Origin of the sequence: Caballeronia sp. INML2 (assembly GCF_023631365.1) — a bacterium.
In the GTDB taxonomy this organism is placed as follows: Bacteria; Pseudomonadota; Gammaproteobacteria; order Burkholderiales; family Burkholderiaceae; genus Caballeronia; species Caballeronia turbans.
Map to the genome: position 1 here is coordinate 61,032 of NZ_JALQDH010000010.1, position 25,749 is coordinate 86,780.

The following is a 25,749-nucleotide window of genomic DNA, read 5'->3' on the forward strand; positions in this document are numbered from 1 at the left end:
ACCCTGGTTATTTCACACGCCGCCCGCGCACGGTTTCCAGATCGCGGCAAAGCTCGGCCGCACCGAGCACGAGGCGCGGCGTCGGCCGGTTGATGAGATCGCCGTCGATCCCGAAGAGATTGCCGCGCGCAACCGCCGTCAACGATGTCCAGCGCTTCCATCGTTCGAGCGCCGGCAACGGGCGATCCGGCTGCGTCGCGCCGGGCGTCGCGGTGACGATCGCTTCGGGATTCGCCGCGAGCACGGCTTCGCTCGATATCGTCGGCACGCGCGGTTTTTCCGCCGCGAATACGTTCACGCCGCCGCACAGCCCGATCACTTCGTCGAAGACGTTGTCGCGATTGAGCGTCATCAGCGGATCGTCCCAGACCTGATAGAACACGCTCACGGTCGGCCGCGCCGCATAACGCGCGCGCAGTTGCGCGATGTCGCGCGTGAACGCATCCGCGCTCGCGTGTGCTTGCGCTGACGTGCCGAGCAGCGCGCCGAGCTTGTCGATGCTCGCGGCGATATCGTCGAGATGTTTCGGTTCGCTGAAGTAGACCGGAATGCCGAGCGCCGTCAGTCGATCCATCTGACGCGCCGCGTTCCCATGCCGCCACACGACGATCAGATCGGGATGCAACGCGACGATGCGTTCGAGGTCGAGCGCCTTGTTGTCGCCGACACGCGGGATAGCCTGCGCTTCCTTCGGATAGTCGCTATACGTCACAGCGCCGACGATGCGCGCGCCGCCGCCCGCCGCGAACAGCAGTTCGGTCACGTGCGGCGCGAGACTGACGACGCGTTGCGCGGGCTTCGCGAGCGTGACCGATGCGCCGCTGTCATCGGTCACGGTGATCGCGTGCGCTTGCGCAGCAGCGACGCCGATCAGCAAGGCGATTGCACCGCGCAGCATCACGCGCAAGTCTCCTGCAATGCGAGCGACAGGCGCGCCCAGTCGCCTTCCGCATCCGGCAAGCCGATGCGCAGGCTCGGCGTCATGCCGGGCATATCGAAGAGGCGCGTCCAGATGCCCCGCAACGCCAGCGCGTGTTGAATCTCACGCGCTTCGGGCATCGGTGTCCACGCGAAGAGCGGCGTCGCGCGCACGTCGAAGCCGTGGCTCGCGATCAACGCGGCGAGGCGCGCGCCGTCGCGATTCAGGCGTTCGCGCGTCGCGCGCTGCCAGTCGGTATCGGCGAACGCGGCCATGACCGCGTGCCGCGCCGGGCCGCTGACGGTCCACGCGCCGAGCGCGTCGCGCAATGCATCGACGATCGAAGGCGCGGCCAGCACGAAGCCCGCGCGGATGCCCGCGAGGCCGAAGAACTTGCCGACCGAGCGCAACACGATCAGCCCTTCGCGCGCGGTTTCGCTTGCCAGCGACGAGGCGGGATCGACATCGGCGAATGCTTCATCGACGATCAGCGTGCCGCCGCGCGATGCGAGCTGCGCGTGCCAATGCAAAAGCGTGTCGCGCGGAATGTGTTGCGCCGTCGGGTTGTTCGGATTGGCGATGATCACGTGATCGACCGTATCGGGCAAGTCGCGCTCGGTGATGTCGAGCGTCGCGATTGCGTGCCCTGCGCGCGCGAACGCCGGCGCGTATTCGCCGTAGGTCAGTGGCGCGACGCCCGCCGTCGCGCGGCGCAACAGCGCAGGCAGCGCGCGGATCGCCGCCTGCGAACCGGCGGCCGGCAACGCGAAAGGCGCGCCGTAATAGCGCGCGGCGCGCTCCGCGAGGCCATCGTCGTCTTCGGGCAGGCGTCGCCATGCCTCGGGGGGCACGGGCGGCACCGGAAAGCCGCGCGGATTGATGCCCGTCGATAGATCGAGCCAGTCATCGAAAGGAATCGCGTAACGGCGCGCCGCTTCGCGCAGATTGCCGCCATGCCGGATGGGATGCGCCATGTCAGCTACCCGTGGTGACGCCGAGGGCGGCGAAGACCAGCAGCGCCACGAGCCACATGAGCATCGCGCGTTCGACGAGTCGCAACGCCGCGACCACATGCCTCGGGTTCGCCGCGTGACCGGCACCGAGCGTCGGCCGCGATTCGAGCACGCCGTGATACACCGCCGGCCCGCCGATCAGCACGTTCAAACTGCCCGCGCCCGCGGCCATCACAGGGCCGGCGTTCGGGCTGTCCCACGAGCGCGCCTGCGTGCGCCAGCAATGCCACGCCATGTGCGTATCGCCGCCAAGCGCGTAGGTCGCCGCCGTGAGACGCGCGGGAATGAAGTTGAGCACGTCGTCGAAACGCGCGGCCGCCCAGCCGAAGCGCAGATAGCGCGGCGTGCGATAGCCCCACATCGCGTCGAGCGTGTTGGCGAGGCGGAACATCAGCGCGCCCGGGCCGCCCGCGACCGCGAACCAGAAGATCGCGCCGAAGATCGCGTCGTTGCCGTTTTCCAGCGCGGATTCGACGGCCGCGCGCGAGAGCGCGTTTTCGTCGGCGTGCGACGTGTCGCGCGACACGATGCGCGAGGTCAGCGTGCGCGCGTGGTCGATATCGCCGAAGCTCAATGCGCGCGCAATCGGCGCGATGTGTTCGCGCAGACTCTTCGCGCCGAGCGCGAACCAGAGCAGCAACACATGCACGAGGCACGCATAGGCGAACGGGAGCACGCTGACGAGGAACCACGCGATACCCACCGGCGGCGCGACCAGCACGAACCACGCGAGGATGCCCGCCGGCCGCGCGCGAAAGCCGGTGTTCATGCGCGCTTCGAGCTTCTTTGCGAGCGTGCCGAAGCCGACGAGCGGATGCCGCGCGCGCGGCTCGCCGACGATGCGATCGACGATCACGCCGAGCACCGCCAGCAGGGCCATCGCGTAGGCGGAGAGAAGGAGCATCGCGCTTATCCTTTGAGCGAGAGCGGCAGGCCCGCGACCATCAGCGTCGCGCGCGCGCTCGCGGCGGCGACGCGCTGATTCAGACGGCCGAGTTCATCGACGTAAAGACGCGTGACCGAGCCGAGCGGCACCACACCCAGCCCGATTTCATTGCTCACGACGATGACCTTGCCGCGCACGCCGGTAAGCGCCGCGTCGAATTGCGCGAAGGCCTCGCGCGCGCTGGCGGGCAGGACGGCGATTGCTTCGCCCGCGTTCGTCGGCGTGAAGAGCAGATTCGCGAGCCACAGCGTCAGGCAGTCGATCAGCACGCAATGCCCGGGGCGATCGGCTTCGCGAAGTGCGCCCGCGAGATCGAGCGGCGCTTCGACCAGCGACCAGTGCGCCGGCCTGCGCTCGCGATGATGCCGCACGCGCTCGGCGAACTCCGCATCGCCCACGCGGGCGGTCGCGATATACGTGACGGGCAGCCCGCTTTCGGCGGCAAGACGTTCCGCGCGGGCGCTCTTGCCGGAGCGCGCGCCGCCGAGGATGAAAGTGAGATCGGGGGTCATCGCGATATTGTACTGACGGGCTAAGATAGCGAGTTGCTCTTCATGGGAATCCCCCGATGCCATTCACGCCACGCGGCACGTTGATGATCCAGGGCACGACGTCCGATGCCGGCAAGAGCACGCTCGTCGCGGGCCTGTGCCGTCTCGCGCGGCGCGGCGGCGTGCGTGTCGCGCCGTTCAAGCCGCAGAACATGGCGCTCAACAGCGCGGTGACCATCGACGGCGGCGAGATCGGCCGCGCGCAGGCGCTGCAGGCGATCGCGGCGGGCGTGCCGGCGCGCATCGACTTCAATCCGGTGCTGCTCAAACCGACGAGCGATCGCGGCGCGCAGGTCATCATCCACGGTCACGCGCACGCGAACCTGGATGCGCGCGCGTATCACGACTACAAGCGCATCGCGTTCGATGCCGTGCTCGCATCCTATGCGCGCCTGCAGGATCAATTCGATGCGGTGATCGTCGAAGGCGCGGGCAGTCCCGCCGAAATCAATCTGCGCGAGGGCGATATCGCCAACATGGGTTTTGCGGAACGCGTCGATTGCCCGGTCGTGCTCGTCGCCGATATCGATCGCGGCGGCGTGTTCGCGCATCTCGTCGGAACGCTGGCGTGTCTGTCGGAAAGCGAGCGGGCGCGCGTGCGCGGGTTCGTCATCAACCGCTTTCGCGGGGATATCGGCTTGCTGGAACCAGGGCTCGACTGGCTCGAAGCGCAAACCGGCAAGCCGGTGTTCGGCGTGCTGCCGTATCTGCACGGCCTGACGCTCGACGCCGAAGACATGCTGCCGAGCCAGCCGCACGTGCGCCGCGATGCACCTGCGTTGAAGGTGATCGTGCCCGCGCTGCCGCGCATCAGCAATCACACGGATTTCGATGCGCTGCGTGCGCACGCCCAGGTCGATTTCAGCTACGTGCGCGCGGGCATCGCGCCGCCTCCCGCCGATCTCATCGTGCTGCCCGGCTCGAAGAGCGTGCAACGCGATCTCGCGTGGCTGCGCGAGAACGGCTGGGACCGCGCGATCGAACGGCATCTGCGTTATGGCGGCAAGGTGCTCGGCATTTGCGGCGGCATGCAGATGCTCGGGCGCACGATCGACGATCCGGATGGCGTCGAAGGCGCGGCGGGTTGCGTGAACGGGCTCGGGTTGCTCGATCTCGTCACCGTGCTCACGCGGCAAAAGCAACTGGAGAACGTCGCTGGCCGGCTGACGATCGGCGACACGCAAGCGAGCGTGCGCGGCTACGAGATCCACATGGGCCGCACGCATGGCGCGGCGCTCGCGCGGCCGTTCGTCGCGCTGGATGCGGGGCGCGTCGACGGCGCCGTTTCGGACGATGGTCAGATCGCCGCGACCTATCTGCACGGCCTATTCGACACACCCGAAGCCTGCGCCGCGCTGCTCGCATGGGCGGGCGTGAAGGGCGCCGAGCCGCTCGATTACCCGGCGCTGCGCGAGGTGTCGCTCGATCGTCTCGCGGATTCGTTCGCGCAATCGCTCGATCTCGACGCCCTGCAGGCCGCCTTCGCTCAATAAAGAATCATCTGCGTGCAACGGAACATCGCGATGAGCTTGCCGTCGCCGTTCGTTACCGTCGCGTCCCATACCTGCGTGCTGCGTCCGAGATGCACGGCCGTGGCCTTCGCGACGATCTTTCCTTCGCGCGCCGTCGAAACGTGGTTGCTCTTCAGTTCGAGCGTCGTGAAGTTCTGCGCCTTCTCCGGCAGATGCGCGATGCATGCGTAGCCGCAGCACGTATCCGCCAGGCCGACGACGGTCGCGGCGTGCAGAAAGCCGTTGGGCGCGAGCAGTTCCGGACGGATCGTGAGTTCGCCGCTCAGTTCGCCCTGATCGAGCGAAATCAGTTGCACGCCGAGCAGGTCGGGCAGGCGGCCTTTCTGGCGGTGGCGCAGGAAATCGAGCGTGACATCGGGGCGGAGCTGGGTCATGGGCGGTCGGAGTCGGAAAGGAGGACGAATGCCGGGATTGGCGGCGAATGCGGCACGGCCGTTCGGCCAGCGTGCCGGATGCAGCACTTTTGCCGATAATATCAACGCTCGAATCATGCACCTGTTCTTGTAAAGCGAAATCGTGCGCGCCCGCGCGGCCAAGCGCCCGCGCGCTCAACAAAAAATCCGGGACACTTCATGACCGTGATCGTGGTGGCAAATCCGAAGGGCGGCGTGGGCAAAAGCACGCTCGCAACCAATCTGGCCGGGTATTTCGCGGCAGAAGGCGAGTGGGTCGCGCTCGCCGATCTCGACAAGCAGCGCTCATCGCACGCGTGGCTCTCGTTGCGCGTCGACACGCTGCCGAAGATCGAGGAATGGGTCATCGACATCGATACGCCCGCGAAGCCGCCCAAAGGTCTGGAGAAAGCCGTCGTCGATACCCCCGCCGGCGTGCACGGCAATCGCCTCGCGCTCGCGCTGGAACTGGCGGACAAGGTGATCGTGCCGCTGCAGCCGTCGATGTTCGACATTCTCGCGACGCAGGACTTTCTCGCGAAACTCGCGAAGGAAAAGGCGGTGCGCAAGGGATCGATCGAAGTCGGCGTGGTCGGCATGCGCGTGGATGCGCGCACGCGCTCGGCGGACCAGCTGCATCGCTTCGTCGAGGGGCTCGACCTGCCGGTGCTCGGCTTTCTGCGCGATACGCAGAACTACGTCCAGCTCGCGGCGCACGGTCTCACCATCTGGGACGTGGCGAAGAGCCGCGTCGAGAAGGATCTGGAGCAGTGGGCGCCGATCATCGAATGGGTGTGTAAAAAATAAAAAAGCCGGCGTCCCGCAGGAACGCCGGCTTGTGCCAGGAAGCGGCGATTACGTCCAGTTCTGCGTCGGCACGTGATCGCGGCTTCCCTTGATGCGGTTGTCGTCGTCGACGAACACGAGATTCGGCTTCCAGCCCGCCTTGATCTCTTCCTCATCGACCTGCGCGAACGCCGCGATGATCACGAGATCGCCCAGTTGCGCGCGCCGGGCGGCCGAACCGTTCAGCGAGATCATGCCGCTGCCGCGCTCGCCCTTGATGGCGTAAGTCGTGAGGCGCTCGCCGTTGTTCACGTTCCAGATGTCGATCTGCTCGTTCTCCATCAGGTTCGCGGCTTCGAGCAGGTCTTCGTCGATCGCGCACGAGCCTTCGTAGTGCAATTCGCAGTGCGTGACCGTCGCGCGGTGAATCTTCGATTTGAGCAGGGTGCGTTGCATGATGCTTCCTTCAGATTTCCAGATTGTCGATGAGTCGCGTGGTGCCCAGTTTCGCGGCCGCGAGCACGACGAGCGGCGCATCCGCGTCCGCCTCGCCCGGCGGCAGCAGGTTGGAGCGCTTGCGCACGCTGATGTAATCGGGCTTCCAGCCGCGACCGGCGAGCGCGTTCATCGCATCGCGCTCGAGCGCGGCGATATCGCGATTGCCCGACAGCACCGCTTCGCGCACGCGCTGTAGCTCTTCGGCGAGCTTGGGCGCTTCGGCCCGCTCATCCGCCGACAGGAACCGGTTGCGCGACGACAGCGCGAGGCCGTCCGCGTCGCGCACGGTCTCGGCCGCGACGATTTCTGTCGGCAACGCGAACTGGTTGCACATGGCGCGCACGATCATCAACTGCTGATAGTCCTTCTTGCCGAACACCGCGACGCGCGGCTGCACGCACGACATCAGCTTCATCACGACCGTGCACACGCCCGTGAAGAAGCCGGGGCGGAATTCGCCTTCGAGAATGTCGCCGAGATTGTGCGGCGGATGCACGCGATACTCCTGCGGCTCCGGATACATGTCCCGCTCGGTCGGCGCGAACAGCACGTAGACGTTTTCTTTCTGCAGCTTTTCGATGTCGTCCTGCAGCGTGCGCGGATACTTGTCGAAATCTTCGTTCGGGCCGAATTGCAGGCGGTTCACAAAAATGCTCGCGACGACCGGATCGCCATGCTGGCGCGCGAGGCGCATCAGCGAGAGATGGCCTTCGTGAAGGTTGCCCATCGTCGGGACGAAGGCGGTTCGGTTCTGGCCGCGCAACTGGTCGCGCAGTTCATGGATGGAGCTGATGACTTTCATCGAGCGGGTGTCTCCTGGCGGGCGGCTTGGATCAGCGTCGCACCGAGGCTAGGGAAAGGAAAAGCGAATTCTAGGCGGGCGAGTACGCGAGTCTCACGTAGATCGGCGCGTAAGGCTCGGCCTGCGTGATTTCGATCAGCGATTCGCGCGACAGCTCCAGCATCGCGATGAAATTCACGACGACCACCGGCACGCCGCGCGTGGTGTCGAAAAGCTCCGTGAACTCCATGAAACGCGCGGTCTGAAGCCGCCTCAGGATCACGCTCATATGCTCGCGCACCGAAAGCTCCTCGCGCGAGATCTTGTGATGCTGAACCAGCTTCGCGCGCTTGATGACGTCGGCCCACGCGGCGCGCAGGTCGTTCATGTCGACGTCGGGGAAGCGCTGCTCGGCGGATTGCTCGATATAGATGTCCGCGCGCAGGAAGTCGCGGCCGAGCTGCGGCAGCTGGTCGATCTTCTGCGCGGCGAGTTTCATCTGCTCGTATTCCAGCAGGCGCCGCACGAGCTCGGCGCGCGGGTCTTCGGCTTCCTCGCCGGTGTCGGCTTTCTTGACCGGCAGCAGCATGCGCGACTTGATTTCGATCAGCATCGCGGCCATCAGCAGATACTCCGACGCGAGCTCCAGATTCGATTCGCGGATCTGGTCGACGTAGCCGAGGTATTGCGCGGTGACATCCGCCATCGGGATGTCGAGCACGTTGAAGTTCTGCTTGCGGATGAGATAGAGCAGCAGGTCGAGCGGGCCTTCGAACGCTTCGAGAAAGATCTCTAGCGCATCGGGCGGAATGTAGAGGTCGGTGGGCAGCTTCCAGAGCGGCTCGCCGTACAGATGCGCGATCGCAACGCCGTCGATGGTGTCGGGCGTCGAATCGGTCGCGGGCGTGGCGAGCGCCACCGTCCGGTCTTCCCGTGCGTCGTCGCGCTTGCCCTCATGCGGCGAATGCGCGGACGATTGCGGCTCGTGGCCGGCTGCGCTCACGTTCAGAAGTTCTGGTAGTAGACGTAGGGCGTCTGGTTCACGCGGGATTTCTGTTGCGTGCTGCGCTCGTCGAGGTCGATCGGCTGCTTGTCCCACAGAAGTGCGCGGCCGCGGCGCTGTTCTTCTTCCAGCGACGGCTTTTGCTCTTTCAACTGATTGATGAACTGGGTGATATCCGACTGATACATGATCCGGCTTCCGTTGGGGTCGAGGCGCAGGCCTCTTTGACGATGTCGGCGAACGCGCCAGCGCGCGTTTCGCCTGTGAATTTGCCTTTGGGCGGAATTTTACCGCAAGCGTGCGGCGGCAACGCATATCGGCGAGCGCGTGTTTCGTGTCTCGAAAGGCGCACGTGCGTGCCGGTTTTGCGGAACCCGGCCGGCACAGAGCCGTCCAACGGCGCACGTCTGGCGCGAGGCGGGCCGCTTTGCGGTGGCGGCGCATGCCGATGTGGTGAAATAGCGCCTGCGCCCGCTTGCGCGTCGGCTGCACGTTTATACCAATCCCATTCATCCCGATGCCGGAGGTCACGTTTGGCGGGGCGTTCGTTTGATCCGCTGCGCGCGTTGCGCGCGAAGTCGCCAGGCGCGGGACGCTTGCCGGCCTTGATGGTCGCGTTCATCGCGTTCGGCCTCGCCACGCCTGCATTCGCCAAGTACGACGTCGACGTCGACGCGCCGCGCAGCGTGAAGAAGCTGCTCAAGGACAATCTCGACATCGCGCGCTTCGCGAGGCGCGACGACGTGAGCGACGACCAGTTCCAGTTCCTCGTCACCGCCACGCCCAAGGACGTGCGCGATCTCGTCGCGACCGAAGGCTATTTCACGCCGGTCGTGCGCACGGATGTCACGACCGTCGACGACAAACGCAGCGTCAAGGTGAGCGTCGACCCCGGCCCGCGGACCCAGATCGCCTCGGTGCAGCTGCATTTCACCGGCGCGGTGACGACCGAGGACCACGCGCGGGAGAACGCGGCGCGTTTCGCCTTTTCGGTCAACGAAGGCGATCCGTTCACGCAAAGCGGCTGGAACGATGCGAAGAACGCCGCGCTTAGGGCGCTGCAGTCGAAGCGCTATCTCGGCGCGAAGATCGTGCGCTCGCAGGCGCGCATCAATCCGCGCGCGCATCTCGCCGATCTCTCCGTGACCTTCGACAGCGGTCCGACCTTCACGCTCGGCAAGCTCGATGTGAGCGGGCCGAAGCGCTATCCCGCGTGGATCATCGATCACGTGAATCCGATTCAGGAAGGCGAGGTGTACGACGTCGCGCGCGTAAACGAGTTGCAGCGGCAGATCCAGAACACGCCGTACTACGCGAGCGTGGCGATCGACGTGGACAACGACGTCAGCAAGCCGGTCGAAACGCCGCTGCACGTGAAGGTGAGCGAGTACCCGTACAACAGCATCCGCTACGGCGTGGGCTACGCGACGGACACGGGTTTTCACATCCAGGGCGCGTACAGCTATCTCGACACGTTCGGGAAGGCGTATCCGTTCACGATCTCCGGCCGGCTCGACCAGACGCAGCAGTACGGCCGCGTGCAACTGGCGATGCCGCCCGATTCGCACGGCTGGGTGAACGCCGTATTCGGCTCCTACACGATCACCGACGTATCGAGCACGGAGATCTACAGCGCGCGCGTCGGCGTGCAGCGTTCGCGCTCGCGTCAGAACATCGACACGACGTATTCGCTGACTTTCTACGACGACCGCCTGACGCAAAACGAGCCGAATCCGTCGACGGCGCGCGCGCTCGTGCCCGCGTGGAGCTGGGTGCGCCGCGACGTCGACGATCCGCTGTTCCCGCGCCGCGGCAATATCATCCGGGCGGAGGCGGGCTTCGCCGTCAAGGGCGTGATGGCCGATCAGACGTTCGCGCGCCTCTACACCAACGCGCTGCAGTATGTGCCGCTCGGCAAGAACGATCTGCTCGTGTTCCGCGCGGAGTTCGGCGGCGTGTTCACGAGCGGGCCGTCGAGCGGCGTGCCCGCGTCGCTGCTGTTTCGCGCGGGTGGCGCGAACTCGGTGCGCGGATACAGCTATCTGAGTATCGGCAACAACGTCGCGGGCTCGATCCTGCCGACCAAGTACATGGTGACGGGCAGCAGCGAATATCAACACTGGTTCACGCACGACTGGGGCGGCGCGGTGTTCTTCGACATCGGCACCGCGACCGACACCTGGGGCGAGCGCGTGTTCCAGCCCGGCGCGGGCATCGGCGCGCGCTGGCGCAGCCCGGTCGGCCCGGTGAACGTCGACCTGGCGTATGGGTTCAAGAACAAGAGCATCAAGCCGTATCTGACGCTCGGCATCGCCTTCTGATGCGCGCGAGAACGATGAAGGGAAGTGAATCGGCATGACGGACCCGACGAAACAAGCGGACGCTGAAGCGTCGCCCCCCGGCAACGAAGGCGGCGGCGACGGCGGCGCGAAGACGACGCCGCCGCGCAAAAGCGGCTGGCGCCGTCTCGCGCGCTGGATCGGCGCGCTCGTGCTCGTCGTCGTGCTGATCGCCGCGCTCGCCGTCGGCGGCGTGTTCTACGTGCTGACGACCGAGCGCGGCACCCGCTACGCGTGGGACGCCGCCACCTCGCTGCTCAAAGGACAACTGAGCGGCAAGCTCGACGGCGGCGCGATCGCGACCGGCCTGCAACTGCGCGACGTGCACTGGAAAGACGGCAAGGGCACGGACATCGCGGTCGACAGCGTGTCGGGCCGCTGGGCGCTCACCCGCGAGCCGCTGCGCTTCACGATCGGGTATCTGCACATCGGGACGGTCGATGCCCGCATCGCGCCGTCGAACGAGCCGAGCAAGAAGACGGAACTGCCGAACGATCTGCGCATTCCGATTCAACTGGCGATCGACGATCTCTCCGTCGAGAAGCTGCGCCTGCATCAGGGCACGACGACCACCGAATTCTCGCGGCTGCTTTTCAACGGCCGCAGCGACGGGCAGCATCACCAGGCGACGGTTCAGCGCCTCGATACGCCGTTCGGCGCGGTGACGGCGGCGCTGAAGCTGGATGGCGGCGCGCGCCCGTTCCCGCTCTCCGGCGACGCGGGCTATGCCGGCAAGGTCAACAACGAGGCGGTGAATGTGAGCGCGCGGCTGTCCGGCTCGCTCGAAGACCTGATCGCGGACGTCGATGCGAGCGGCATGAAGCTCGTCGGGCGCGCGCATGTCGAAGCGTTGCCCTTCGCCGACGTGCCGCTCAAGTCCGCGCTCGTCACCTTCGATCACGTGAATCCGCAGGCATTCAGCCCGAGCGCGCCCGAGGCCGATCTGGCCGTGCGCGCCGAAGTGAAGCCGGCCGAAGGCGCGGACCCGAAGGCGTTCGTCGTGAGCGGGCCGGTGTCGATCGTCAACGCGAAGCCCGGTTCCATCGACAAGAAGCTGCTGCCGCTTATCGACGCGCGCGCGAACGTGCGGCTCGACGCCGCCGAGCAAAGCATCACCGATCTCAACGTGCGGCTCGTGAAGAACGCAACCGTGACGGGCGGCGGCGCGCTCGCGGGCGGCAAGGGCAAGTTCGATCTGAAAGTCGCGAAGCTCGATCTGAACGCGATCGAGCCGACGCTGCGCCCGACGGATTTCGCCGGGCCGATCGGCATCGTGCTCGCGGGCGACACGCAGACGATCACCGCCGATCTCAACGACCCGAAAGCGGCGATCCGCGCGCAAGCCAAGGTGAAGCTCGATCCGAAGCAAACCTCGCTCGACGACGTGAAGCTCGCGGTCGGCAAGGGTCGGGTCGAACTGAACGGCGCGCTCAGGAAGGACGCCAGTTCGAGCTACGACCTGAAGGCAAGAATCGTCGACTTCAACCCGCTGTTATTGCAACAGCAGTTGATCGCGCAGAAGCCCGCGCCGGCGAAGAAAGGCGCGCCGAAGAAGCCCGCCGCGCCGGCGCGCGTGATCGAAGCACGCGTGAACGGCACGCTGGCCGCATCGGGGCAACTCGCGCCCACGCTCACGACCAAGGCGACGTTCAAGCTGAACGACAGCATGTACGACAATCTGCCGATGACAGGCGAGGGCACCGTGCAGGTCGCGGGCACGCGTCTTCTGCCGAGCAGGGCGTCGCTGTCGGTGGCGGGCAACAACGTCGATCTGAACGGCAGCTTCGGCGCGCCCGGCGACCGCCTGCGCTTCAAGGTGGATGCGCCCGCGCTGGAGCGGCTCGGCTTCGGCATCGCGGGCACGGCGAAGGCGGACGGCGATGTGACCGGCTCGATCGCGCATCCGAACATTGCGGCGAACTATCAGGCCGATGGCGTCGTTTTCGGCGCGAACCGCGTCGGCCATGCGGAAGGCCGAGCGGATATCCGCGACGGCGCGAACGGCGCGCTCGTCTTCACGCTGAAGGCGCGCGACGCGAGCACGGAGGGCGTCGAAGTCGCGAACCTCGACGCGAACCTGAACGGCACGCGCGCGCATCACACGTTCGACGTCACCGCGACGGGCAAGGTGCGCGGCCAGCCGGTGAATCTCGCGCTCGGCGCGGCGGGCAAGTTCACCGATGCGCCCGACGGCCCGCACTGGGACGGCGCGATCACGAAGCTGTCGAACAAGGGCACGCCGTCGCTGAATCTCGAATCGCCGCTGACGGTGAGTTATGGCCCGAAGCGCCTCGTGCTCGGCGCAACGCGGCTGGTCGCGGAAGGCGCGGTGCTGAACCTGAAGTCGTTTGCAATGGAAAACGGCCGTCTGCAATCGGCGGGCACGCTCACGAACCTGTCCGTGCCGCACCTGCTCGACGTGCGCCAGGAACTGACGGGCGCGGAGCCGCCGATCCGCACCGACCTCGTCTTCGACGGCGACTGGAACTTCTCGCTCGGCGCGACCGCGACGGGCTACGCGCAGGTCAAGCGCCGTGGCGGCGACGTGACGATCGACGGCACGCGCGGTCTCTCCGCGCTCGGCATCACGGATATCGTGGCGCGCGCGGACTTCACCGGCGGCAATCGCCTGAACGCGTCGCTGCATGCGCAGGCGAGCCGTATCGGCGTGATCGAGGCGAACGTGCACACGCCGCTCGTCAATCGCGACGGCATGCTCACCCTCGACGACAACGCGCCGCTCACCGGCGCTATCGACGCGAACATTCCCGAACTGCGCACGACGGGCGGGCTGCTCGGCGCGAGCTATCTGCTGGGCGGGAAGATCGCGCTCAAGCTCGTGATCGCGGGGATCGTCGCGAAGCCGAATCTGTCGGGCTCGCTCACCGGCGACAACCTGTCCGCGACGGTCGTCGATCAGGGCGTGCAGCTCAAGGACGGCATCATTCGGATCGCGTTGTCGGAGAATCTCGTCGATTTGCAGAAGGTCGAGTTCCACGGCGCGAGCGGCACGTTGCGCGCGACCGGAAAGGTGCGGCTCGACCAGCAGCAACCCGATCTGACCGCAAGCATCATCGCCGACAAGCTGGAACTGTTCGCGTCGCCGGACCGCGAGCTGATGCTGTCGGGCAGCGCCTCCATCGCGAACGCGGGGCTGCAGGGCGGCATGGCGATCGACGGCAAGTTCACCGTCGATCACGCGCTCATCGACCTGCCGGAATCCTCGGCACCCTCACTCGGCGACGATGTCGTGATCGAGCGCCCCGATGGCACGATCAAGGGCGGCAATCAGCCGATCACGGCGGCGACGGAGAAACCGGTCGGGCCGTTCACGCCGCGCGCGAATATCGCCATCAATCTCGGCGATCGCTTCCGTTTCAAGGGCGCGGGCGCGGATCTCGGCCTTGCGGGCACCATCACGGCGATGAGCGCGCCGAACATGCCGCTGCGCGCCGTCGGCAACGTGCGCGTGACGCCGGGTTCCACGTATACGGCGTTCGGGCGCAAGCTCAATATCGAGAACGGCTTCTTCACGTTCAACGGGCCGGTCGCGAATCCGGGTCTGAATATTCTTGCGATGCGGCGCAATCAGGAGGTCGAGGCGGGCGTTCAGGTGACAGGCACGGTGCAGGCGCCGGTCGCGAAGCTGATTTCCGAGCCGAACGTGCCCGACAACGAAAAGCTGTCGTGGCTGCTGTTCGGGCATGGTACGGATCAGGGCAACAACGTCGGCCAGCAGAGCGCCATGACGAGCGCGCTTGCGTTGCTCGGCAGCACGAGCGGCAAGCGCATCGCGCAGACGTTCGGGCTCGACGAGTTCACGATCGGATCGAGCGAGGTCGGGCTGACCGATCCGCAGGTCGTGATGGTCTCGAAGGCCATCAACGAGCGGCTCGTGATCGGCTATGAGCAGGGACTGCAATCGGCGAGCAATGCGGTGAAGGCTACGTTGAACCTGTCGCGCTTCTGGGCCGTGACGGCGTATGGCGGGACGTACCAGGGCGTCGATCTGTCCTATACGCGGCGGTTCAATTCGTGGACGCGCTTGTGGGCGTCGTCTTCGTCGGCAGCGCGGGCGTCGGCGGCGGATTCCGCGTCCGCGCCGGAACCGGACTGACATCCCGCGCTCCTCGACGAAAAAAGGGCACGCGATTCGCGTGCCCTTTCTGTTTCTCAAATTGCGCTTTCGCCGCGTCTTACTTCACCCGCATGCCCGGCTTCGCGCCGCTGTGCGGCTCGAGAATGTAGAGCCCGGGCTCGGCCTTCTCGTCGGTCGCCGACGCCGCGAGCACCATCCCCTCCGACAGCCCGAACTTCATTTTGCGAGGCGCGAGGTTCACGACCATCACGGTGAGCTTGCCGATCAGATCCTGCGGCTGATACGCCGACTTGATGCCCGAGAACACGTTGCGTGTCTTGTCCTCGCCGACGTCGAGCGTAAGTTGCAGCAGCTTGTCGGAGCCTTCGACCGTCTTGCAATCGACGATCTTCGCAATGCGCAGATCGACCTTCGCGAAGTCGTCGATGGAGATGACGCCTGGTTCGTCCTGCGTTTTCGCGACGGTCTTGGCGGCAGGCGCGGCCGTTTCAGCGGCCGGCGCGAGCGATTCGCGATTCGCGGCCAGCAAAGCCTCGATCTGTTTCGGATCGACGCGCGTCGTCAGATGCTTGTACGCGTTGATCGCATTGGCCGATGACAGCGGCTTCGCGGCATCGGCCCAGACGAGCGGCGCGATGCCGAGGAACGCCTCGACCGATTCCACCAGCTTCGGCAGCACCGGCTTCAACGCGAGCGACAGCAGGCGGAACGCTTCGAGGCTCACACTGCACGTCTCGTGCAGCGCGACGGCGTTCGCCGGGTATTTCGCCTGTTCCCACGGCTTGGCGGAATCGACGTAGGCGTTGACGGCATCGGCGAGCTCCATCGTCGTGCGCAACGCGCGGCCGTACTCGCGCGATTCGTAGAAGCCGGCGATCTGCGCAATCGCCCCGCGCAATTGCGCGACGAGCGGATGATGCATCGCGCTGTCCTGCACGCGGCCGTCGAAGCGCTTGATGAGGAACCCCGCCGCGCGGCTCGCGATGTTCACGTATTTGCCGACGAGATCGCTGTTCACGCGCGCCTGGAAGTCTTCGAGGTTCAGGTCGATGTCTTCCATCGTGCTGTTGAGTTTCGCCGCGAAGTAGTAGCGCAGCCACTCGGGATTCAGGCCCGTGTCGATCACGCTCTGCGCGGTGATGAAGGTGCCGCGCGACTTCGACATCTTCGCGCCATCGACGGTCAGAAAGCCGTGCGCGAACACGTTGGTCGGCGTGCGATGACCGGAGAACTCCAGCATCGCCGGCCAGAACAGCGTGTGGAAATACAGAATGTCCTTGCCGATGAAGTGGTACTGCTCGGCCTTCGCGCCCGGCTTCACCCACTCGTCGAAATTCACGCCGATGCGATCCGCGAGATTCTTGAAACTCGCGTAATAGCCGACCGGCGCGTCGACCCAGACATAGAAGTATTTGCCCGGCGCGCCCGGAATCTCGAAGCCGAAGTAGGGCGAGTCGCGCGAGATGTCCCAGTCGGCGAGCTTGGCTTCGCCCTTGTCGCCGAGCCACTCGCGCATCTTGTTGGTGGCTTCGGGCTGCGCGAGGCCGCTCACCCAGCCGCGCAGGAATTCCTCGCAGCGCGGATCGGAGAGCTTGAAGAAGTAATGCGTCGAGGTCTTGCGGATGGGCGTCGCGCCCGACACGACCGAATACGGGTTGATGAGTTCGGTCGGCTGATAGGTCGAGCCGCAGACTTCGCAGTTGTCGCCGTATTGATCCTTTGCGCCGCACTTCGGGCACTGGCCCTTGATGAAGCGGTCCGGCAGGAACATTTCCTTGACCGGATCGTAGGCCTGCTCGATGTCGCGTGCCTCGATCAGGCCCGCTTGCTGAAGCGAGCCGTAGATCGTGTTGCAGAGGGCGCGATTCTCCTCGGCATCGGTCGAATAATAGTTATCGAACGAAATGCCGAAGCTGTCGAAGTCACGTTTGTGCTCTTTCCACACGCGCTCGATGAGTTGTTTCGGCGTGATGCCTTCCTTTTCGGCGCGCAGCATGATCGGCGTGCCGTGGGTGTCGTCCGCGCCGACGTAGTAGACCTCATGGCCATGCATTCGCAGCGTCCGAACCCAGATATCCGTCTGAATGTACTCGACCATGTGGCCGATATGAATCTGACCGTTCGCGTAAGGCAACGCGGACGTGACGAGGATCTGGCGGCGGCCGCTTTCGATGGCGGAGGCGGCAGGCGCGGCGGTGGCAGTGGCTGAAATCGGTGCTGACATAAAGGCGCGGCCCGTGTCGAGTGCTTGGGGTTGGGGAAAAAGCGGATTTTGATTTTAGCAGGGCGGGGGGAGGGGACGCGCGGGGCAGCGTTGGAAGGCGGGATTGGAGGCTTGCTGACTACGGCGGCTCAACGTCCACATGCCGCGGGTCGACCGTCTGCTCGACCCGCGTCATTCGTCGAAGCTCGAAGCGATGGAAGCCGCGTTTCTTTCATTGGGCAAGCGGCTGAACATCTCGTTGGCGATCGCGATTCGCGCGCCCAAAAAAAACCGGGGTCCAATCGGGCCCCGGAGCAACAACGACAAGAGGAGAATGGCAGGTGATGGCCTCGCCATCCACCCACCGTAGAGAAAGACAGCGGCACTGCGTCCAAGTTTCAAATTTTTTTCAGACGACTGAACTCCGCGGACTCCAGCTTTCCGCCGCCGCGTTCACGGCGACGCATTCTCCTTTTAAATCAATTGCTTTATTGCACCTGACCCGGCTGCGCCGTGGCACGCAGATAGATTTCCACGCGGCGATTCTGCGCGCGGCCGGCTTCCGTCGAATTGTCCGCGATCGGCTGGTTCTGGCCCATGCCCGACGCCGAGAGACGTTGCGCCGGCACGCCGTGCGTCGCGATGTACGACGCCACGCTCTGCGCGCGGTTCTGCGACAGCGTCTGGTTGTAAGCCGCCTGGCCGGTGTTGTCCGTATGGCCGATGACGTTTGCGATCAGCTCCGGATGCTGCTGCATCGTCTGCGTGACGGAATTCAGCACCGGATCGAACGACGGCTTGATTGCATAGCTGTTCGTATCGAACGAAATCGAATTGGGGATGTTCACCTTGAGCGAGCCGTCCTGCTGCTCGGTCACTTGCGTGCCCGTGCCCTTCGAGTCGCCCGAAATCTTGTTCTTGATCGACTGCCAGTTGTAGCCGGTGATGCCGCCCACCGCCGCGCCCGTGGCCGCGCCGATCGCCGCGCCCTTGCCGCCGCCGAAAATGGCGCCGATGCCCGCGCCGGTTGCGGCCCCCACGCCCGTGCCGACCGCCGTGTTGGTGCCTTGCTGCGAAGCGCAGCCGGCGACGAGTGCCCCGGCCACGGCGAACACGGACAGACGAGTGAAGAATTTGGTGTTCATCTTAATCTCCTTGAATCGACAAGCGTTTCGGCGCGAGAAGCGCCGACAGTGCGAAAGGGTCTTCGGACCAGCCTCCGGATGAGCCTCTACAATAATGAGAAGAGGCATCCGGCTGCCCGATGCGATGCGTCCCCGGAAAGATTTGCAGCGGGATAGTGCAGTGCCCGCGCGTCACGCGCAACGGTGCTAACAAATACTTTCAATTTCTTCAGTTTGTTGTTGCGCGCCGCAGGCCGCTAGCAACAATCGTTCCATGGAGTTTCGATGAGCATTGACCGCGCGAAGATCGACACCGCACTCGCCACACTGACCGATCCCAACACCAACCGCAAGTTCGTCGATACGAAGAGCATTCGCAACGTGTCCGTCGACGGGGCGAACGTCGCGGTGAGCGTCGTGCTCGGCTATCCGGCGAGAACGCAGTTCGCCCTCATCCGCGAGCAGGTGCAGAGCGTGTTGCGTCAGGTGCCCGGCGTCGCGAACGTGACCGTGGACGTGTCGTCGCAGGTCGTCGCCCACGCGGTGCAGCGCGGCGTGAAGCTGCTGCCGAACGTCAAGAACATCATCGCGGTGGCATCGGGCAAGGGCGGCGTCGGCAAGAGCACGACGGCCGCGAATCTCGCGCTCGCGCTCGCCGCGGAGGGCGCGTCGGTCGGCATGCTCGACGCGGACATCTACGGCCCCTCGCTGCCGATGATGCTCGGCATCACCGGCCGGCCCGAATCGCCCGACAACCAGACGATGAACCCGCTCGAAGGTCACGGCATCCAGGCGAATTCGATCGGCTTCCTGATCGAGCAGGACAATCCGATGGTGTGGCGCGGCCCGATGGTGACCTCGGCGCTCGAGCAGTTGCTGCGTCAGACCAACTGGAAGGATCTCGACTACCTCGTCGTCGACATGCCGCCGGGCACGGGCGACATCCAGCTCACGCTGTCGCAGAAGGTGCCGGTGACGGGCGCGGTGATCGTGACGACGCCGCAGGACATCGCGCTGCTCGATGCGAAGAAGGGCTTGAAAATGTTCGAGAAGGTCGGCATTCCGATTCTCGGCATCGTCGAGAACATGAGCACGCACATCTGCTCGCATTGCGGTCACGAAGAGCACATCTTCGGCGCGGGCGGCGGCGAGCGCATGGCGAAGGAATACGGCGTCGAGATTCTCGGCCAGTTGCCGCTCGATATCTCCATTCGCGAGCGCACCGACGCCGGCCAGCCGAGCGTCGTGTCGCAGCCGGAAAGCCGTATCGCCGAGACGTATCGCGCGATCGCGCGTCGCGTGGCGATTTCGATCGCCGAGCGTCAGCGCGACATGACTTCGAAGTTCCCGAGCATCGTCGTGCAGAACACCTGATTTCGAGCATTCGATCGAATCTGCGCGAGCCTTGTGCAATGCGGCTCGCGGTATCATGTCGCCTTCGATGCGCGGCAGCGTGGACGCACGGGGCGTCGGCGGGCCGCCGAGAGGATCGCATGGGACACAGGTTCGACGGGAGGGCGCTTCACGCCTTGATCGCGATGACCGCTTGCAGCGTCATGCTGAGCGGTTGCGGCCTCATCTTCCAAAATCACGAAAAACGCGCAGACGCGGTGCTGCAACCGACGCCCGGCAACGCGACGCGCGGCACCGTCACGCTGATCGAGCGCTCGGACGGTGTGCAGGTGTCCTACAACCTGACCGACATGCCGCCGAACAGCGATCACGCGCTGACCGTTCACGAGCGCGGCGACTGCATCGCCGTCAACGAGCAGGATGCAAGCCCGGTGTTCGCGCTGCCGTCGGAGCGCAGACGGGCGTCGTCGCGTGTCGAAGGCGAACTCGGCAATATCCACGCGGACGCGACCGGCGCTGCGACGGGCTTCATCGTCGCGACCGACGTGTCGCTCGACGGCGTGCGCTCGGTCATTTCGCGCGCGATCATGCTGCATCGCGAAGCGGTGGACCCTTACGCGAGCGCGCCGCACAACGTGGGGCCTGCGCTCGCTTGCGGCGTAATTCGCCGCTGACATAGCGCCCGTTCGCACCGCACCCGCCGCTGCCGCCCGATCGCGTAAAATACGCGCTTTCGTCTGGCCCGCGCGGCGAGCATCGCCGCCGGAGGCCTTGCCCGTTTCACCGCAGGCGGCGGTCGCGAGACCCGAGCCGTTCACCGTTGAGTAGCGTCCCTATGAGCATCAAATCCGACAAGTGGATTCGCCGCATGGCCGAAGAGCACCGAATGATCGAGCCGTTCGTGCGCGATCAGGTGCGCGTGAGCGAGGACGGCCGCAAGATCGTGAGCTACGGCACGTCCAGCTACGGCTACGACATCCGCGTCGCCGACGAATTCAAGATCTTCACGAACATCAATTCCACGATCGTCGATCCGAAGAACTTCGACGAGAAATCGTTCGTCGACTTCAAGGGCGATGTCTGCATCATTCCGCCGAATTCCTTCGCGCTCGCACGCACGGTCGAATATTTCCGCATTCCGCGCTCGTGCCTGACCGTGTGCCTCGGCAAATCGACGTATGCGCGCTGCGGGATCATCGTCAACGTGACGCCGTTCGAGCCGGAATGGGAAGGGTACGTGACGCTCGAATTCTCGAATACGACACCTTTGCCTGCCAAAATCTACGCAAACGAGGGCGTCGCCCAAGTCCTGTTCTTCGAAAGCGATGAAATGTGCGAGACATCGTACGCGGATCGCGGCGGGAAGTATCAAGGGCAGCACGGCGTGACGCTGCCGAAAACCTGATCATCGCCGCGCTTTAAGAAACGCATACGGCAAACGCTTGTCGAAGGACCGCTGGCTTCGAGATAAGACTCGGGCAGCGGTCGTTCCATTTGGAGAATCGCCTCATGAAGTTCCGCTTTCCCGTCGTCATCATCGACGAAGACTTTCGCTCCGAGAACATTTCGGGTTCCGGCATCCGGGCGCTCGCCGAGGCGATCGAGAAAGAAGGCGCCGAAGTCCTCGGCCTGACGAGCTACGGCGACCTCGCCGCGTTCGCGCAGCAGTCGAGCCGCGCGTCGTGCTTCATCTTGTCGATCGACGACGACGAGCTGCTGCCCTACGCGGACAACGTCGTCGTGGAGGGCGACACGCCCGAGCTGGCATCGGCCATCGTCGCGCTGCGCGCGTTCATCAACGCCGTGCGCCGCCGCAACGCCGATATCCCCATCTTCCTGTACGGCGAAACGCGCACCTCGCGCCACTTGCCCAACGACATCCTGCGCGAGCTGCACGGCTTCATCCACATGTTCGAGGACACGCCCGAATTCGTCGCGCGACACGTGATCCGCGAGGCGAAGGTGTATCTCGATTCGCTCGCGCCGCCGTTCTTCAAGGAACTGGTGCAGTACGCGGAGGAGGGCTCGTATTCGTGGCACTGTCCCGGACACTCGGGCGGCGTTGCGTTCCTGAAGAATCCGCTCGGGCAGATGTTTCACCAGTTCTTCGGCGAGAACATGCTGCGCGCGGACGTGTGCAATGCCGTCGACGAACTCGGCCAGCTGCTCGATCACACCGGTCCGGTCGCGGCGTCCGAGCGTAACGCGGCGCGCATCTTCAGCGCGGATCATCTCTTTTTCGTGACCAATGGCACGTCGACGTCGAACAAGATCGTGTGGCACGCGACCGTCGCGCCGGGCGATATCGTCCTGGTCGACCGCAACTGCCACAAGTCGATCCTGCACGCGATCACGATGACCGGCGCGATCCCGGTGTTCCTCACGCCGACGCGCAACCATTTCGGCATCATCGGGCCGATTCCGCGCGACGAATTCAAGCCGGAAAACATTCGCAGGAAGATCGAGGCGAATCCGTTCGCCCGCGAGGCGCTCGCGAAGAACCCGAAGATCAAGCCGCGCATTCTGACGATCACCCAGAGCACGTATGACGGCGTGATCTACAACGTCGAGATGATCAAGGATCTGCTCGGCGACATGCTCGACACGCTGCACTTCGACGAAGCCTGGCTGCCGCACGCCGAGTTCCACTCGTTCTATCAGGACATGCACGCGATCGGCGCGGGCCGTCCGCGCACGGGCGCACTCGTGTTCGCGACGCACTCGACGCACAAGCTGCTCGCCGGCATTTCGCAGGCGTCGCAGATTCTCGTGCAGGACAGCGAGAACAGCACGTTCGACCGCCATCGTTTCAACGAGGCGTATCTGATGCACACGTCGACCTCGCCGCAATACGCGATCATCGCGTCATGCGATGTCGCCGCCGCGATGATGGAGGCGCCGGGCGGCACGGCGCTCGTCGAGGAATCGATTGCCGAAGCGCTCGATTTTCGCCGCGCGATGCGCAAGGTCGATGCCGAATACGGCGAGGACTGGTTCTTCAAGGTCTGGGGTCCGGATGCGCTGGCGGAAGAGGGTATCGGCGATCGCGAGGACTGGATGCTGAAGCCAAACGACCGCTGGCACGGCTTCGGCGCGCTCGCCGAAAACTTCAACATGCTCGACCCGATCAAGGCGACGATCATCACGCCGGGACTCGACGTGGACGGCGAGTTCGGCGAGAGCGGCATCCCGGCCGCGATCGTGACGAAATATCTGGCGGAGCACGGCATCATCGTGGAAAAGACGGGGCTTTACTCGTTCTTCATCATGTTCACGATCGGCATCACGAAGGGCCGCTGGAACTCGATGGTCACCGAGCTTCAGCAGTTCAAGGACGACTACGACAACAATCAGCCGCTGTGGCGCGTGCTGCCGGAGTTCGTCGCGCAGCATCCGTCGTATGAGCGCATCGGCCTGCGCGATCTGTGCGGGCAGATTCACAGCGTCTATCGCGCGAACAATATCGCGCGTCTGACGACGGAGATGTATCTGTCGAGCATGGAACCGGCGATGAAACCGTCAGAAGCGTTTGCGAAGCTCGCGCACCGTGAGATCGACCGCGTGCCGATCGACGAACTCGAAGGCCGCGTCACGTCGATCCTGCTCACGCCGTATCCGCCGGGCATCCCCTTGCTGATTCCGGGCGAGCGCTTCAATCGCACGATCGTCGATTATCTGCGTTTCGCGCGCGAGTTCAACGAGCGGTTCCCGGGATTCCACACGGATATTCACGGGCTCGTCGGCGAGATGATCAACGGGCGTATCGAGTATTTCGTCGATTGCGTGCGCGATTGATGTTTCGCTGACCCGTTGCAAAAACAAACGGCCCGTTCAGAACGGGCCGTTTGTCGTTTCAGGAACGCCGATCGTTCAGATCAGGCCTTCCGCTTTCATCGCCGCTTGCACGCCCGCACGCGCGCCCACACGTTCCTGATAGGCGACCAGCGCGGGCCACTTGCCGAGGTCGAGATCGATGTGCTTTGCCCAGCCGAGCACGGTGAAGAGGTACGCATCGCCGATGCTGAATTCGTTGCCGAGCAGGAATTGCTTGTCGTCGACTTGCTGCGCCACGTAGGCGAGACGGCGCTCGAGATTGGCCATCGCCGCTGCTTTCCAGTCGCTGCTCGCGGCCGGATTGAAGAACGGCGAGAAGTTCTTGTGCAGTTCCGTGCCGATAAACGTCAGCCAGCTTTGCAGGCGATAACGCGCCATGCCGTCGTTGAGCGGCGCGAGATGCTTCGCCGGGACCTGGTCGGCGATGTACTGCATGATCGCGGGGCCTTCGGTGAGCAGCTCGCCGCTGTCGAGCAGGAGCGCGGGCACGTAGCCCTTCGCATTGATCTTGCTGAAATCCGCGCCGCTCGCGGTGAGTTTGGTCTTGAGATCGACGGCTTCGATTTCATAAGGCAGCCCCGATTCTTCAAGCGCGATGTGCGATGCGAGGGAACAGGCGCCTGCTTTGTAGAACAGTTTCAAAACAATTTCTCCAGGATGAGTCGGCACGATTATGAATGAACTCGTTTCGGCGTGGCTGAATGGTTTGTGAAATTGTCTGTGTCGTGGGTGGAGATAAAGGCTTGCAAGAAATCGGACTCTTCGTGCATTTGTTTTGGATTGCGAAGTATAGGATCGGTTTGTTTTCGATCGATTTTGAGGGGACGTATGGGTACAAGGCCTTCGTTCGCCGGCGCCTGTCTGCTTTCTCCGCAGTGCGAGTCAGTGTCGCGGAAGTCGGAAAGGAATCATCGTCGTGAAAGGACACGGCTGGTCCAATGCGCGAGGACATGTCACTCTGTGGGACGGAAGTTTCTGCTCGGATGCATGTCACTTGCTTCGCGACCCTGACAACGGCCTCTTTGTTCCGGAGACGGCGTCGCTATGGGTGCTGCATTAAATTTTGCGAGGACCGCTGGTCCCACGCTCCTCGCCTTGAGCCAACTTGCGAGTGCGACCTCAGTCAGCCAGGAACGACGCGAACGCCTCCGCAAGCGCTTATCTGGAGGCGGGCGATTTGCCGATCGGGGCCTACGACGCCATCGACCGCCTGGCGACCGAGCACGCGAACCGTAAGTACGGCGGTTCGATCGAATCGGAGTTCGGCACGAAGAAATGCATCGGTTTCTTCGAAAGCGATGCACTGCACGATCTGGCCTCGAAGGTGACCCGCTCGAAGTCGCGAGCCCGTTAATCGATCACGAACTTTCCCTGCAACGTCGGGCCGGCAGCCGGCGGCATCGCGAACTCGGCATCGTCGGCCATATCGTGCAGCGCGATCTCGATGCTCTCGCACATCGCGTTCAGCGCGAGGTCGTTCTCTTCGAGTCCGAACGGATCTTCGATCTGCGCGGCGATCGCTTCCAGCGCCATGAACGCATACGCGACGAGCAGCGCGAACAACGGCGTGAGCACACCCGCGCCATCGACCAGCCCGAACGGCAGCATCACACAGAAGAGATAGATCGTGCGATGAATCATCACCGAGTAGGAAAACGGCAGCGGCGTGCTCGCAATGCGCTCGCATCCGCCGATCACATCGGAAAGCGCGTTCAGATTGTGCTGAATCGCGAGCATCGCATAGCCGTCGAGCGCGCCTTCGCGCCGGCGTTCCGCGACCCACTCGCCGAGCAAGAGCAGAATCATCGCGGGCCGGTATTTCGCCGCCGCGACGCGCGCGTGCAGTTCGGATGGCAATCGCGGAGAAAGATCGGCGAGCGCATCGGTGCCGCGCAACTGATGTCGAAGCGCATGCGCCAGTGCTCCGAGCGCCGCGAGGAAGCGATGCGACTGACCGCGCTCGGGAGGCGCCGGCAGCGACAGCACTTGCTGCGCCAGCGCGCGCGACGTATTGAGCAACGTTCCCCACAGCTTCCGGCCTTCCCACCAGCGCTCGTAACTCGCGCTATTGCGAAACCCGAGAAACACGGCGAGCGCGATGCCCACGAGCGCGAACGGCGGCGTGCCGAGCCCGATCGGATAGTAGCGCATGTGGTCGTGCATGAAGATCGCCGCCACCGAAAGCGCGAAGATCAGCCCGAGGCGCGGCAGCAGTTGCGGCAGGACAGAGCCGCGCCACACGAACAGCAGTCGAAACCAGTTGAGCGCGGGGCGGATGATCATGACGGAGCGTTTCGATAAGCGCGAGTGCGTGACATCCGATTATCTCGGAAATGCCGGGCGCCGAGCAGGGACGTGACGCCGCGTCCGGCAATA

23 protein-coding genes are annotated in these 25,749 nt (G+C 64.6%); 10 read left to right on the forward strand and 13 right to left on the reverse strand.

Going from position 1 to position 25,749, the window contains the following annotated elements:
- Positions 1 to 7 precede the first annotated feature (7 nt).
- The 4 genes from NCT32_RS03135 to cobU are packed head-to-tail and all read right to left on the reverse strand — an operon-like array spanning position 8 to position 3,390.
- Positions 8 to 898 carry a cobalamin-binding protein gene (locus NCT32_RS03135; RefSeq protein WP_061118802.1) on the reverse strand — a complete coding sequence of 297 codons (891 nt, stop codon included), beginning with the start codon at positions 896 to 898 and terminating at the stop codon, positions 8 to 10.
- Positions 898 to 1,893: a threonine-phosphate decarboxylase CobD gene (cobD, locus tag NCT32_RS03140; RefSeq protein ID WP_061118803.1), complete on the reverse strand. Its 996-nt coding sequence runs from the start codon at positions 1,891 to 1,893 to the stop codon at positions 898 to 900. The genes NCT32_RS03135 and cobD overlap by 1 nt, the downstream gene beginning before the upstream one ends.
- A gap of 1 nt (position 1,894) precedes the next feature.
- Complete coding sequence (gene cbiB / locus NCT32_RS03145; RefSeq protein ID WP_061118804.1) at positions 1,895 to 2,836, reverse strand: adenosylcobinamide-phosphate synthase CbiB; 942 nt, start codon at positions 2,834 to 2,836, stop codon at positions 1,895 to 1,897.
- Between the two features lie 5 nt (positions 2,837 to 2,841).
- Positions 2,842 to 3,390 carry a bifunctional adenosylcobinamide kinase/adenosylcobinamide-phosphate guanylyltransferase gene (gene cobU / locus NCT32_RS03150; protein ID WP_061118805.1) on the reverse strand — a complete coding sequence of 183 codons (549 nt, stop codon included), beginning with the start codon at positions 3,388 to 3,390 and terminating at the stop codon, positions 2,842 to 2,844.
- A gap of 56 nt (positions 3,391 to 3,446) precedes the next feature.
- Here cobU and NCT32_RS03155 point away from each other — a divergent pair, with 56 nt between their 5' ends.
- On the forward strand, positions 3,447 to 4,922 hold the full coding sequence (locus tag NCT32_RS03155) for a cobyric acid synthase (protein WP_061118806.1): 1,476 nt from the start codon (positions 3,447 to 3,449) through the stop codon (positions 4,920 to 4,922).
- On the opposite strand, the gene NCT32_RS03160 is transcribed toward NCT32_RS03155, so the two are convergent.
- Positions 4,916 to 5,335: a PaaI family thioesterase gene (locus NCT32_RS03160; RefSeq protein WP_061118906.1), complete on the reverse strand. Its 420-nt coding sequence runs from the start codon at positions 5,333 to 5,335 to the stop codon at positions 4,916 to 4,918. The two genes, NCT32_RS03155 and NCT32_RS03160, sit on opposite strands and share 7 nt — an antisense overlap.
- A gap of 198 nt (positions 5,336 to 5,533) precedes the next feature.
- Between NCT32_RS03160 and NCT32_RS03165 the strand changes: the two genes are divergently transcribed.
- Positions 5,534 to 6,160 (forward strand): ParA family protein, encoded by a 627-nt coding sequence (locus tag NCT32_RS03165; RefSeq protein WP_061118807.1) that lies wholly within the window; start codon positions 5,534 to 5,536, stop codon positions 6,158 to 6,160.
- 48 nt (positions 6,161 to 6,208) lie between these two features.
- Here the strand turns inward: NCT32_RS03165 and panD are convergent, their stop codons facing one another.
- The 4 genes from panD to NCT32_RS03185 form a co-directional block, all read right to left on the reverse strand.
- Complete coding sequence (panD, locus tag NCT32_RS03170) at positions 6,209 to 6,595, reverse strand: aspartate 1-decarboxylase (protein WP_061118808.1); 387 nt, start codon at positions 6,593 to 6,595, stop codon at positions 6,209 to 6,211.
- A 10-nt stretch (positions 6,596 to 6,605) separates the two neighbouring features.
- Positions 6,606 to 7,439 carry a pantoate--beta-alanine ligase gene (gene panC, locus NCT32_RS03175; RefSeq protein ID WP_061118809.1) on the reverse strand — a complete coding sequence of 278 codons (834 nt, stop codon included), beginning with the start codon at positions 7,437 to 7,439 and terminating at the stop codon, positions 6,606 to 6,608.
- A gap of 70 nt (positions 7,440 to 7,509) precedes the next feature.
- A complete protein-coding gene (locus tag NCT32_RS03180) occupies positions 7,510 to 8,337 on the reverse strand; it encodes a ScpA family protein (protein ID WP_061118907.1) in 828 nt (275 codons plus the stop codon).
- 86 nt (positions 8,338 to 8,423) lie between these two features.
- The gene (locus tag NCT32_RS03185) at positions 8,424 to 8,612 is read right to left on the reverse strand and encodes a DUF3460 family protein (RefSeq protein ID WP_250476444.1); all 189 of its coding nucleotides are present in this window, start codon (positions 8,610 to 8,612) and stop codon (positions 8,424 to 8,426) included.
- Between the two features lie 342 nt (positions 8,613 to 8,954).
- Between NCT32_RS03185 and NCT32_RS03190 the strand changes: the two genes are divergently transcribed.
- Positions 8,955 to 10,742, forward strand: a complete 1,788-nt coding sequence (locus tag NCT32_RS03190; protein WP_061118811.1) for an autotransporter assembly complex family protein — start codon at positions 8,955 to 8,957, stop codon at positions 10,740 to 10,742.
- A gap of 34 nt (positions 10,743 to 10,776) precedes the next feature.
- Positions 10,777 to 14,877 carry a translocation/assembly module TamB domain-containing protein gene (locus NCT32_RS03195; protein ID WP_061118812.1) on the forward strand — a complete coding sequence of 1,367 codons (4,101 nt, stop codon included), beginning with the start codon at positions 10,777 to 10,779 and terminating at the stop codon, positions 14,875 to 14,877.
- A gap of 79 nt (positions 14,878 to 14,956) precedes the next feature.
- Here the strand turns inward: NCT32_RS03195 and metG are convergent, their stop codons facing one another.
- Both metG and NCT32_RS03205 read right to left on the reverse strand, forming a co-directional pair.
- A complete protein-coding gene (metG, locus tag NCT32_RS03200; protein ID WP_250489882.1) occupies positions 14,957 to 17,083 on the reverse strand; it encodes a methionine--tRNA ligase in 2,127 nt (708 codons plus the stop codon).
- Positions 17,084 to 17,550: 467 nt separating this feature from the next.
- On the reverse strand, positions 17,551 to 18,207 hold the full coding sequence (locus tag NCT32_RS03205; RefSeq protein WP_061118813.1) for an OmpA family protein: 657 nt from the start codon (positions 18,205 to 18,207) through the stop codon (positions 17,551 to 17,553).
- A gap of 264 nt (positions 18,208 to 18,471) precedes the next feature.
- On the opposite strand from NCT32_RS03205, the gene apbC reads away from it, so the two are divergent.
- From apbC to NCT32_RS03225, 4 genes are all read left to right on the forward strand, one after another.
- The gene (gene apbC / locus NCT32_RS03210; RefSeq protein WP_061118814.1) at positions 18,472 to 19,560 is read left to right on the forward strand and encodes an iron-sulfur cluster carrier protein ApbC; all 1,089 of its coding nucleotides are present in this window, start codon (positions 18,472 to 18,474) and stop codon (positions 19,558 to 19,560) included.
- A gap of 119 nt (positions 19,561 to 19,679) precedes the next feature.
- Positions 19,680 to 20,213, forward strand: coding sequence for a superoxide dismutase family protein (locus NCT32_RS03215; RefSeq protein WP_061118815.1), 534 nt, complete (start codon positions 19,680 to 19,682; stop codon positions 20,211 to 20,213).
- A 161-nt stretch (positions 20,214 to 20,374) separates the two neighbouring features.
- On the forward strand, positions 20,375 to 20,944 hold the full coding sequence (dcd, locus tag NCT32_RS03220) for a dCTP deaminase (RefSeq protein ID WP_061118816.1): 570 nt from the start codon (positions 20,375 to 20,377) through the stop codon (positions 20,942 to 20,944).
- 104 nt (positions 20,945 to 21,048) lie between these two features.
- Complete coding sequence (locus NCT32_RS03225; RefSeq protein WP_061118909.1) at positions 21,049 to 23,334, forward strand: arginine/lysine/ornithine decarboxylase; 2,286 nt, start codon at positions 21,049 to 21,051, stop codon at positions 23,332 to 23,334.
- Between the two features lie 75 nt (positions 23,335 to 23,409).
- Here NCT32_RS03225 and gstA read toward each other — a convergent pair whose 3' ends face one another.
- Positions 23,410 to 24,015, reverse strand: a complete 606-nt coding sequence (gstA, locus tag NCT32_RS03230; RefSeq protein ID WP_061118817.1) for a glutathione transferase GstA — start codon at positions 24,013 to 24,015, stop codon at positions 23,410 to 23,412.
- Between the two features lie 265 nt (positions 24,016 to 24,280).
- Here gstA and NCT32_RS03235 point away from each other — a divergent pair, with 265 nt between their 5' ends.
- Together NCT32_RS03235 and NCT32_RS03240 are read left to right on the forward strand one after the other, a co-directional pair.
- Positions 24,281 to 24,433 carry a hypothetical protein gene (locus NCT32_RS03235; protein ID WP_311765917.1) on the forward strand — a complete coding sequence of 51 codons (153 nt, stop codon included), beginning with the start codon at positions 24,281 to 24,283 and terminating at the stop codon, positions 24,431 to 24,433.
- Between the two features lie 51 nt (positions 24,434 to 24,484).
- Entirely contained in the window at positions 24,485 to 24,727 is a 243-nt protein-coding gene (locus NCT32_RS03240; RefSeq protein WP_250476446.1) for a T6SS amidase immunity protein Tai4 family protein, read from the forward strand.
- Here NCT32_RS03240 and NCT32_RS03245 read toward each other — a convergent pair.
- Positions 24,724 to 25,656, reverse strand: a complete 933-nt coding sequence (locus NCT32_RS03245) for a bestrophin family protein (protein ID WP_061118819.1) — start codon at positions 25,654 to 25,656, stop codon at positions 24,724 to 24,726. The two genes, NCT32_RS03240 and NCT32_RS03245, sit on opposite strands and share 4 nt — an antisense overlap.
- Positions 25,657 to 25,749 lie beyond the last annotated feature (93 nt).